The organism is Mesorhizobium sp. M7A.F.Ca.ET.027.02.1.1, assembly GCF_004022985.1.
In the GTDB taxonomy this organism is placed as follows: domain Bacteria; phylum Pseudomonadota; class Alphaproteobacteria; order Rhizobiales; family Rhizobiaceae; genus Mesorhizobium.
Genome location: NZ_RZOL01000250.1, coordinates 1 through 9,070, shown reverse-complemented (window position 1 = coordinate 9,070; position 9,070 = coordinate 1). Strand labels below are relative to the sequence as shown.

The window sequence follows — 9,070 nt, the reverse complement described above, 5'->3', positions numbered from 1 at the left end:
GTTGAGTACGACATCGGCATCGTTTCGGTCGCCGCTGGCGATCACGTCCCATTGACCGTTGACAAGCCGGAGATGCCCGCCGTCACAGGTTCGGATCTCGCCGGCTTCCTCGATCACCCGATGCCGCAACTCCGGACGTAGTTCCAGCCACGGCTTAGGCAGCGAAAACCAGTCGCGTCGTTTCATCCCGGCTCCTCCCGGCGCCGACCATAGCCAATCATCAAACGAAGGAACATCCCATGTTCGATGCGCCGACTTTGAAGGCGATCGGCGACATCGCCGACCATCTGAAATGCGAGCCTGCCGCGTTGCAGGCTGTTGCCGAGGTGGAAAGCGCCGGCCAGGTCACCGCCCTGGTCAAGGGCAGGCAGGAGCCGCTGATCCGCTGGGAGGGGCATTACTTCGACCAAAGGCTGACTGCCGCGCAGCGGGCCGTCGCGCGAGCGCAGGGCCTTGCCAGCCCGACGGCCGGCGCTGTCAAGAACCCCGCCAGCCAGGCGAAGCGCTGGGAGATCGTTACCCGCGCCTCGCTGATCAACCGGCAGGCAGCGCTTGAAAGCTTCTCCATAGGCCTTGGCCAGGTGATGACGGCGCACTGGAAGCGGCTCGGATTCGCCAGCGTCGATGCCATGATCGCCCGTGCCCGCGAAAGTGCCGCCGGCCAGATCGACATCATGGCGCGCTTCATCGAGAAATTCGGCCTCGCCGATGAATTGCAGCGGCTGGACTTCACCGGCTTTGCCCGCGGTTACAACGGCTCCGGCTTCCGCAAGAAAGGCTACCATCTCAAGATGGCGGCGGCCTATCAGCGCCTGTCCGGCGCAGCACCTGTCTCGGCCGCCACCGGCATGCTGCGCATGGGCGCGAAGGGCGCCAAGGTGCGCGAACTACAAACCCTGCTGGTGCGTGCCGGCTACGCGGTCACCGTCGACGGCGACTATGGCCCGTCGACCAATGACGCCGTGAAGGATTTCCAGAAGGCGCAGAAGATCAAGGCCGACGGCGTTGCCGGTCCCGAGACCATGCGTCGCCTTGATGCCTTCAAGCAGAGCGCCGACGAACAGCCCGGCCGGCAACTGGTCAGCGATGTTCCGGAGGTCAAGGACGCGACGAAGGCCGGCGGCTTCATGGTGCTTGTCGTGGCCGCACGCGACCAGGTGGCGGAAACCGCAAGCTACCTGACCGGCATCCAGGCCGACACGGCGCAGACCGTCGCCAATGTCCTGCTGGCGGGGTCCGGCGCGATCGGCCTTGGCTTGGCAGGCTATGCCATCTGGGGATGGTTCAAGAGCCGGCGCACCGACGAGGGCGATATCGATGCGGGCGCCGCCCTGCCGGCGTCCGATCCGGCCCTGCCATGACCTGGCTCATCACCATCATCGCCGGCCTGGTCGGCATTCCCCGGCCGCTCGCCGGTATCATCGCATGGGTGGCAATCGCGCTCGCCATCTCCGGCACGGTCTGGGGCGGCTACGAACTTGTCAAGCATTGGGGCGCGCAGGAAGTGCGCGACCAGATCGAAAAGGACAACCAGGATGCGATACGCAAGGGCATTGAGGCCAGCCGGTCTTTTGACGACTGCATTGCTGCTCGCGGCGTGTGGGACTTCCGGCGTCAACGGTGTTCCAGCGCTACGCTTGGCCCTCGGTAACGGCCTTGCAGGCGCACAGGGCAAGACGATCGAGGATCAGGCAAGGATCGACCACACGGTCGCCCCTGGCTGCGCCATAGGTCTTTACACGCCGGCAGAATGCGATCGGCAGACAAAAGCCAGCGCCAAGCGCCGAGCGGAACTGAAATGAAACCGTGGCAGCGCAGGCTGGGGGAAATCGCATGGCAGCATCGGCAGGGGCCAAAAGCCTGGAAATGATGGTCGGCGGCCTTGTCGCCGCCATGGAAGGCGTCCAGCGCGACGTCACCGAGATCCGCCGCGACATCAAGGATTCGGATGCGCGCGCCGCCTTGAGCTATGAGCAATCGGAACAGCGCGCCGCCGCCAGCCGGTCGAAGATGTACGCCAAGACCGACGAGCTGGTTGACCGGCTGGCCGAAACAGAAGGCGCGGTCAAGATGCTGACCGACGACATGACCGAGGTCAAGGCGGTGACGGCCGAGGTGACCCGCTGGAAGCTGATGGGCATGGGCGCGCTCGGCGTCACCGGCATCGCCTTCGCCTCGATGGGGTCGCTGATCACCTATTTCTGGACCGACATCTGGCGCGCCCTGCGCGGCATGTGACAGCGCGTGCCGGTGTGGCGGGAGGAGGGCGCTAGCCGCACCTATTGTGTGTCACCAATTGTGCCACCTATTGTGCCACCAATTTTCACGTTTTGCCGAATTTCGCTGTCTTTTCAAAAGCACACACAGGTGCGGGTGCATCTCGACCGCACCATTTTCCTTCCCAGATCCCGATTGTGCAAGCTCCGCCCGCTGCGGGCCGGGCGCATTTCGTTTGATATTCCCGCGCTTTACGCCACTTTCTTTTTGAGCGACGGATTCTCCCAAAACCGGTTTCCCCTTTGGGTCCGATGCTCTAGACCTGATTTGCACCTTTTCCGGGATTCTTGTGGCGGGAGGCGCTGGTGGAAGGCGAGCACGAACGGACGATTGGCGCCAGGGCCGCCGAGGAGCACCACGCCGACATCTATGGCGAGGACGGCGCCGTGCTTTCGTCCTTCCTGGCGCGGATTGGCGCGGCGATCGCCGACCGCGACACGCTGACCCTCAAGCATGAAGTCGACGACCTGCACCAGTCGGAACTCGGCGACCTGCTCGAGGCGCTGCATCCCGAACAGCGCCACGCGCTGGTCGAGCTCCTGGGCGCCGATTTCGACTTCTCCTCGCTGACCGAGGTCGACGAGGCGATCCGTATGGAGATCGTCGACAGTCTGCCCAATGCGCAGATCGCGCAGGCGGTACAGGAGCTCGATTCCGACGACGCCGTCTACATTCTCGAAGACCTCGAGAAGGAGGATCAGGACGAGATCCTGTCGCAGCTGCCGTTCACCGAGCGGATCAGGCTGCGCCGCTCGCTCGACTATCCCGAAGAGACGGCCGGCCGCCGCATGCAGACCGAGTTCGTCGCGGTGCCGCCGTTCTGGACGATCGGCCAGACCATCGACTACATGCGCGACGACCAGAATCTGCCCGAGCGCTTCAGCCAGATCTTCGTCATCGATCCGAGCTTCAAGCTGCTCGGCGCCATCGACCTCGACCAGATCCTGCGCACCAAGCGTTCGGTCAAGGTCGAGGAAGTGATGCACGAGACGCGGCACGCCATTCCGGCCACCATGGACCAGGAAGAGGCTGCACGGGAATTCGAGCAATACGATCTTTTGTCGGCCGCAGTCGTCGACGAGAACGAACGGCTGGTTGGCGTTCTGACCATCGACGATGTTGTCGACGTCATCCAGCAGGAGGCCGAAGAAGACTTGATGCGCATGGGCGGCGTCGGCGACGAGGAGCTTTCCGACAGCATCTTTTCGACCTCGCGCTCACGCGTTCCGTGGTTGCTGATCAACCTTCTGACCGCGTTCCTGGCGGCGTCGGTGATCAGTCTGTTCGACCGCACGATCGAACATATCGTCGCACTGGCGGTGCTGATGCCGATCGTCGCCGGCATGGGCGGCAATGCCGGCTCGCAAACCATGACCGTCACCGTGCGGGCGTTGGCGACCAGGGATCTCGACATCTACAATGCCGGCCGCATCATTCGCCGCGAGATGGGTGTCGGCTTCATCAACGGCATCGTCTTCGCCATCCTGATCGGCATCGTTGCGGCAGCCTGGTTCCGTGACCCCAATCTGGGCGGCATCATCGCGGCGGCGATGATCATCAACATGTTCGTGGCCGCTCTGGCCGGCATCCTGATCCCGCTGCTGCTCGATCGTTTCAAGATCGATCCGGCGGTCGCTTCGGCAGTTTTTGTCACCACGGTTACCGACGTCGTCGGCTTCTTTGCATTTCTCGGCATTGCCACCTGGTGGTTCGGTGTGCCCTGAAGGCACGCCTTTTGGCTTAATTGACTTTTACGTAAATGCCGTGCGAGGCTTGCGCGGGGCGCCATGTCGATTCCGGCATGGCACGGGTTTTGGTTCGGGACATAAGGGTGACGCCGGCATGGCGATCGCCCCTTGGTTTCGGCGTGCGGGAGTGGCAATGCGAGAATATTATTCGATCACCGAGTTGACCCGCGAGTTCGACGTGTCGACGCGGACGCTGCGCTTTTACGAGGACGAAGGGCTGGTGCAGCCGGTGCGGCGTGGCCGCACGCGGCTGTTTCGCCCCTCCGACCGGCACCTCATCCGTCAGATCATGCGCGGCAAGAGGCTTGGTTTCTCGATCAACGAAATCCGCGAAATCATCCAGATGTACAAGGAGCCGCCTGGCGAAGTCGGCCAACTCAACCTGATGATCAAGCGCATCGAGGAAAAGCGCGAGGATCTCCGGCAGAAGCGCCGCGATCTCGAGGAGACGCTGGCTGAACTCGACCAGGCCGAGGAATCTTGTGTGGAGCGGCTGGTTGAGCTTGGCGTGAATACCTGAGCGGACTGGATTCTGTCGCGCGTTAGCGTTCGGAATTAGCGGAGACGTCTATTCCTTCGTCATCCTAGGGCGGAGCAAGGAGCGTAGCGACGCGGCGCAGACCCTAGGATCCATGCCATGACTGCAATGCACCGCGACGGCGCAGAACTTTGCTCCGCTGCACTCCTCGACCGAGGTCACGGCATGGATCCTAGGGTCTCCGCGACGGAGCTGCGCTCCTGCTTCGCCCTAGGATGACGAAGTTCGCAAGACTTAGGCTAATCGCCGAAGTGTGCACCTGTCAAACCTCTCCGCGATGGAAACCAGGGGCGGCAGCTCAGATCCAGCGGCGCACGCGTTTGGCGTAGTCGCGGTACTTCTTGCCGAATTTCGCCGCCAGCACCTTTTCCTCGCCTTCGATCGCCATTTTTTGCGTGGCATAGGCGGCGATGAATGCGAGCGGCAGGAACCACACGATGCCCGAGACAAAGGCGACCCCGATCAACAGCAGGGTGTTGGCCAGATACATCGGATTGCGGGTGATGCCGAAGGGACCCGTGGTGACCAGGTGATCGGGCACAGCGTTCGGGTTCAGCGTGGTCTTGGCGCGGACCATGGCGCGGATCGCGGTGACCCAGAGCGCGGCGACGGCAAACAGCGCCACCCAGCCGGTGGCGAAAAGAATATCGCCCAGGAGGTCACCGATCCAGGGCAGGGGATAGAGCAGGCCCAGCGCGATGCTGATGGCGATGGCGGCGGTGTAGATCAGCGGCGGCCACGGTATGAGCCCCGGCTTCGGCTGGTTCTCGGTCATTTGACCCCTTCCTCCATCAACTTGCTGTCGGTCTTGGCGGTACACATGCCGGCGAGATCGGACAGATGCGTCTTCCATTCCGCAGTCTGGTCGTTGTTGTAGAGCCGATCAAGCGTCGCCTCACCCTCGAGCGTATCGAGCATGCAGACACAGTAGCTCGTACAGAACTCGGTGTCGCGCGACTGCTCGCAGGACAGCTGGCAGGTTTTGAGGAAATTCACCTGCGGGGTTTCGACCTGTGCCGGCATGATCTGCGAGAACAGCCACATGCAGCCGATCAGCAATGGCTGGTGGATCAGGTAGAACGCCAGGCTGTGCCGGCCGATAAAGACCAGCGGGTTGGCCCAGCGACCGGGCGCCAATTCGGCAAGCCGGGCAAGTACGCCTGAACCGGTGGCGAGTTTCGTCATCGCGATGCCCGCAAGCACGGCGCCGAACCATGGAAACAACGGAACGTAGTCGTTGGAGCGTGGATTGTTCGCCAACAGGCCTACCCACCACAGCCATGGGTTATCGAACGCCTCGAGGCGCAGATAGACAGGCGCCGTGATGACGAGCCCGGCGACGACCAGCGTCAACAAAGCCGGCAGGCGCAGGAAGGCGAGGCCGAGCAGGCTGGCCAGCGCGATCTCATGCAAGATGCCGAAGAAGATGAATCCATCCGGCGTGGCGATCCGGGTGACGACCGATATCGCGATCGCGGCTCCCGCGACCATGGCGAATCGCTTCCAGAAGCCGTTCCAGCGGATTTGTCGGCCATGGGCGAGGTACAGGCTGACGCCGACCAGGAACAGGAAGGTCGAGGCGATGCCGCGCGCGTAGATCTTCCACCAGCCGAAGGCGGTCAGGCCGGGATCGGTGTAGCCGAAGAACTCCAGATCCCAGGTGAAATGGTAGCTCGCCATGGCGATCAGCGCGATGCCGCGAACGATGTCGATAGCGACGATGCGCTTTGGTCGATCCGGAACGGGTGCGGTCGGCGTTTGGATGCTCATGGTCTCGCATTCTGATTCAGCCCCGCTGGAGGACTATCACGGTTGCCCGGCACAAAAGAAGACCGGCAACTCTGCCGACAACCCGGATCAGCCGCGGCATTGGGCCAGTGCAGGGAAGCCTTTGGCCGGCTTCGCTTTTGCCGGATGCGCGTCGGTTTCCTCTTATTGGCGCTGGGATCGCCACGTCAGATTTGACCCGGTGAATCTGCTTCGGGGAAAGCAATGTCCACCCATGTGCGCCATCCGATCTGGCTGCCGGCTCTCAAGGCCGCGGACGCGCGCACCTTCGCGTCGCTCTATGCGGTCGAATCCTTCGCCCGCGCCACGGTGTCGAGCGTCATCCCGATCCAGGCCTACGAGATCCTGCACAACGAGCAGATCGTGTCGATGCTCTACACCGTGGTGGCGATGCTCGGGCTGTCGGTGACATTGTTCATGCCGATGCTGATCCGCCGTTTTGCCCGGCGCTGGGTCTACACATCAGGCGCCTGCCTGCTGGCCGTCGGCTCGCTGTTCTTCGTTACCGACACGCTTGCCGGGCAACTGGCCGGCATGCTGTGCCGGGTGATGGGCGCCAGCGCGCTGTCGATCACGCTCAACCTCTACATCATGGACCACATCCGCAAGACCGACTTCATGCAGGCCGAATCGCTGCGCATGGCGTGGTCGATGCTGGCCTGGACTGGTGGGCCGACGCTCGGCATCTTCCTCTACACGCGCTTCGGCATCTATGCCGCGCACGGTACGGTCGCGGTGTTCGCGTTTGCCCTGCTGGCGCTGTTCTGGACCTACCGCCTCGGCGACAACCAGTCTATTCGTCCGGGCAAGACACGGCCAGTCAATCCGCTCGCCAATATCGGCCGCTTCGTCGCGCAGCCCAGGCTCAGGCTGGCCTGGCTGATCGCTTTCGGGCGCTCCTGTTTCTGGACGACGTTCTTCGTCTATGGGCCGCTGTTCATGGTCATCACAGGCGAGGGCAAGCTGGCCGGCGGCCTGCTGGTTTCGGCCGGCAACGCGCTGTTGTTCATGGCGATTTTCTGGGGCAAGGCAGGAAAGCGCTTTGGTGGCCGCGGGACCATGACGTTTGCCTATTTCGCCATGTCGGCCGCGCTTTTGGCGGCGGGCTTCGTCGGCGAAACCGTGCCGCTGCTTACCGGCGCCTTCCTGCTCTGCGGTGCCTTCTTCACCATTGCGCTCGACGCCCTCGGCTCGACCGCCTTCATGCGCTCGGTGCGCTCCTATGAAAGATCTCAGATGGCAGCGGTCTACCGCACCTATCTCGACTTTTCCGAGTTGACGCCGCCGCTGGTCTATTCGGTGGCGCTGGCCGTCTTCGGCCTGGGCTCGGTGTTCGTCACGCTCGGTCTGCTGGCGGCGGTCTGCGGCTTTGTGACGTGGCGCTATCTGCCGAAATCACTTTGACCTTCATGGCGCATTCGCAATGGTCACCGGCGGAATTTGGTTTGCCGGAAGCAAGGATTCTGCCTATAGTCACCGGTGTCGCCGGTTCCATTTTGGAGCCAAGAGGGAATGCGGTGAGGGCGAATTTTGCCCAATGCCGTGGCTGCCCCCGCAACTGTGTGCGGTAGTCCTCTCCATATGCCACTGAAGATTTTCTTCGGGAAGGTGGGGAAGGACGCTGATCCGTGAGCCAGGAGACCTGCCGGCGACAGGAAACTGACTTCGATGCCCTCGGGTGGAGGGCGAAAGGACAAGACATGACTACCGCTTCCGTCTCCCTCGGCGCCTCCGTCTCCTCGCAGTCGCGCCTCATGCAGCTCGCGCTTGCCGCGTTGCTCGGCATTTTCGTGATGGGCTTTGTCGGCTTCTCGCATATCGATGCGGTCCACAATGCGGCTCACGACTATCGCCATTCGATGGCGTTTCCCTGCCACTGACGAGGGGCTGACATCATGAACCTGTTTCGCAACGTCGTGTTCATCGCGGCGATCGCAGGGCTCGTGGCCGGCGTCGTCCTCGCCTGCCTGCAGGCCTACGCCACCGTGCCGCTGATCCTGAAGGCGGAAGTCTACGAACAGGCGGGCGGCGGGCATCACCATGACCATGCCGCTCCGGCCGCAACGGATAGCAATGCCATGAGCACAACTGCACCGGCGGGAGATGCCATGAGCTCTGCTGCCCCGGCGGCGGAAGCCGCTCCGGCAGACGAAGGCTGGGCGCCGGCAGAGGGTTTCGAGCGTTTCGCCTTCAGCGTGCTTGCCAACATTGTCACCGGCATCGGCTTCGCCTTGATCCTGGTCGCGGTCTCCGAATTCGCCGGCGGCATCGGTGGCTGGCGCCAGGGCGTGTTCTGGGGCCTGGCCGGCTTCGCCGTGTTCACGCTGGCGCCTGGCCTCGGCCTGCCGCCGGAACTGCCGGCCATGCCGGCCGCCGATCTCACCCAGCGGCAGATCTGGTGGTGGGCAACGGTGGCGGCAACCGCCGCCGGTCTCGGCCTGATCGCGTTCCGCAAGTCGCTGCCGCTGGCGATCCTTGCCGTCCTGCTGATCGTCGCGCCGCATATTGTCGGTGCGCCGCAGCCCGGCAGTTACGAGACGGCGATTCCGGAAGGGCTGCATCACCAGTTCGTGGTGGCGGTGACCGTGACCAATCTGGTGTTCTGGCTGGTGCTCGGCGCGGTCGTCGGTGTGGTGCGTGGCCGCTTCACCGGCACCGCGACCAGCCTGCGCGACAGCTTTGCCTGATCGCAAGACACTGACCTTCCTCATCGGCGGCG

11 protein-coding genes and 1 riboswitch are annotated in these 9,070 nt (G+C 63.2%); of the genes, 8 read left to right on the top strand and 3 right to left on the bottom strand.

Annotation, left to right across the window (positions count from 1 at the left end; all coding sequences use genetic code 11):
- Nucleotides 1-186, bottom strand: a 186-nt coding sequence (locus EN749_RS23740) for a hypothetical protein (protein WP_145990982.1), incomplete at its 3' end; no start/stop codon positions are given.
- Between the two features lie 53 nt (nt 187-239).
- Here EN749_RS23740 and EN749_RS23735 point away from each other — a divergent pair.
- The 5 genes from EN749_RS23735 (at nt 240) to EN749_RS23710 (ending at nt 4,545) form a co-directional block, all read left to right on the top strand.
- Nucleotides 240-1,361, top strand: coding sequence for an N-acetylmuramidase domain-containing protein (locus tag EN749_RS23735; RefSeq protein ID WP_128364082.1), 1,122 nt, complete (start codon nt 240-242; stop codon nt 1,359-1,361).
- Nucleotides 1,358-1,651 (top strand): hypothetical protein, encoded by a 294-nt coding sequence (locus EN749_RS23730; RefSeq protein ID WP_128364081.1) that lies wholly within the window; start codon nt 1,358-1,360, stop codon nt 1,649-1,651. The genes EN749_RS23735 and EN749_RS23730 overlap by 4 nt, the downstream gene beginning before the upstream one ends.
- A 182-nt stretch (nt 1,652-1,833) precedes the next feature.
- On the top strand, nt 1,834-2,238 hold the full coding sequence (locus EN749_RS23720) for a DUF1515 family protein (protein ID WP_128364079.1): 405 nt from the start codon (nt 1,834-1,836) through the stop codon (nt 2,236-2,238).
- A 344-nt stretch (nt 2,239-2,582) separates the two neighbouring features.
- Nucleotides 2,583-4,001, top strand: a complete 1,419-nt coding sequence (gene mgtE, locus EN749_RS23715; RefSeq protein ID WP_127268000.1) for a magnesium transporter — start codon at nt 2,583-2,585, stop codon at nt 3,999-4,001.
- A 157-nt stretch (nt 4,002-4,158) separates the two neighbouring features.
- Nucleotides 4,159-4,545: a MerR family DNA-binding transcriptional regulator gene (locus EN749_RS23710; RefSeq protein ID WP_023685221.1), complete on the top strand. Its 387-nt coding sequence runs from the start codon at nt 4,159-4,161 to the stop codon at nt 4,543-4,545.
- A 316-nt stretch (nt 4,546-4,861) separates the two neighbouring features.
- Here EN749_RS23710 and EN749_RS23705 read toward each other — a convergent pair whose 3' ends face one another.
- Together EN749_RS23705 and EN749_RS23700 are read right to left on the bottom strand one after the other, a co-directional pair.
- On the bottom strand, nt 4,862-5,338 hold the full coding sequence (locus EN749_RS23705) for an isoprenylcysteine carboxylmethyltransferase family protein (protein ID WP_128289017.1): 477 nt from the start codon (nt 5,336-5,338) through the stop codon (nt 4,862-4,864).
- Nucleotides 5,335-6,333, bottom strand: a complete 999-nt coding sequence (locus tag EN749_RS23700) for a DUF1624 domain-containing protein (protein WP_128364078.1) — start codon at nt 6,331-6,333, stop codon at nt 5,335-5,337. The genes EN749_RS23705 and EN749_RS23700 overlap by 4 nt, the downstream gene beginning before the upstream one ends.
- A gap of 222 nt (nt 6,334-6,555) precedes the next feature.
- On the opposite strand from EN749_RS23700, the gene EN749_RS23695 reads away from it, so the two are divergent.
- The 3 genes from EN749_RS23695 to EN749_RS23685 all read left to right on the top strand — a co-directional run bounded on the left by EN749_RS23695 (nt 6,556) and on the right by EN749_RS23685 (nt 9,038).
- On the top strand, nt 6,556-7,755 hold the full coding sequence (locus tag EN749_RS23695; RefSeq protein ID WP_128364077.1) for an MFS transporter: 1,200 nt from the start codon (nt 6,556-6,558) through the stop codon (nt 7,753-7,755).
- 65 nt (nt 7,756-7,820) lie between these two features.
- Nucleotides 7,821-8,016, top strand: a riboswitch (cobalamin riboswitch).
- Nucleotides 8,017-8,051: 35 nt separating this feature from the next.
- Complete coding sequence (locus tag EN749_RS23690; RefSeq protein ID WP_127322049.1) at nt 8,052-8,231, top strand: CbtB-domain containing protein; 180 nt, start codon at nt 8,052-8,054, stop codon at nt 8,229-8,231.
- Between the two features lie 15 nt (nt 8,232-8,246).
- Entirely contained in the window at nt 8,247-9,038 is a 792-nt protein-coding gene (locus EN749_RS23685; protein ID WP_128364076.1) for a CbtA family protein, read from the top strand.
- Nucleotides 9,039-9,070 lie beyond the last annotated feature (32 nt).

What these genes read in the sequence shown, in the direction of transcription:
- EN749_RS23735 (WP_128364082.1), top strand. Translation starts at nt 240, where the DNA reads ATGTTCGATGCGCCGACTTTGAAGGCGATCGGCGACATCGCCGACCAT.
- EN749_RS23730 (WP_128364081.1), top strand. Translation starts at nt 1,358, where the DNA reads ATGACCTGGCTCATCACCATCATCGCCGGCCTGGTCGGCATTCCCCGG.
- EN749_RS23720 (WP_128364079.1), top strand. Translation starts at nt 1,834, where the DNA reads ATGGCAGCATCGGCAGGGGCCAAAAGCCTGGAAATGATGGTCGGCGGC.
- EN749_RS23710 (WP_023685221.1), top strand. Translation starts at nt 4,159, where the DNA reads ATGCGAGAATATTATTCGATCACCGAGTTGACCCGCGAGTTCGACGTG.
- EN749_RS23705 (WP_128289017.1), bottom strand. Translation starts at nt 5,338, where the DNA reads ATGACCGAGAACCAGCCGAAGCCGGGGCTCATACCGTGGCCGCCGCTG.
- EN749_RS23700 (WP_128364078.1), bottom strand. Translation starts at nt 6,333, where the DNA reads ATGAGCATCCAAACGCCGACCGCACCCGTTCCGGATCGACCAAAGCGC.
- EN749_RS23695 (WP_128364077.1), top strand. Translation starts at nt 6,556, where the DNA reads ATGTCCACCCATGTGCGCCATCCGATCTGGCTGCCGGCTCTCAAGGCC.
- EN749_RS23690 (WP_127322049.1), top strand. Translation starts at nt 8,052, where the DNA reads ATGACTACCGCTTCCGTCTCCCTCGGCGCCTCCGTCTCCTCGCAGTCG.
- EN749_RS23685 (WP_128364076.1), top strand. Translation starts at nt 8,247, where the DNA reads ATGAACCTGTTTCGCAACGTCGTGTTCATCGCGGCGATCGCAGGGCTC.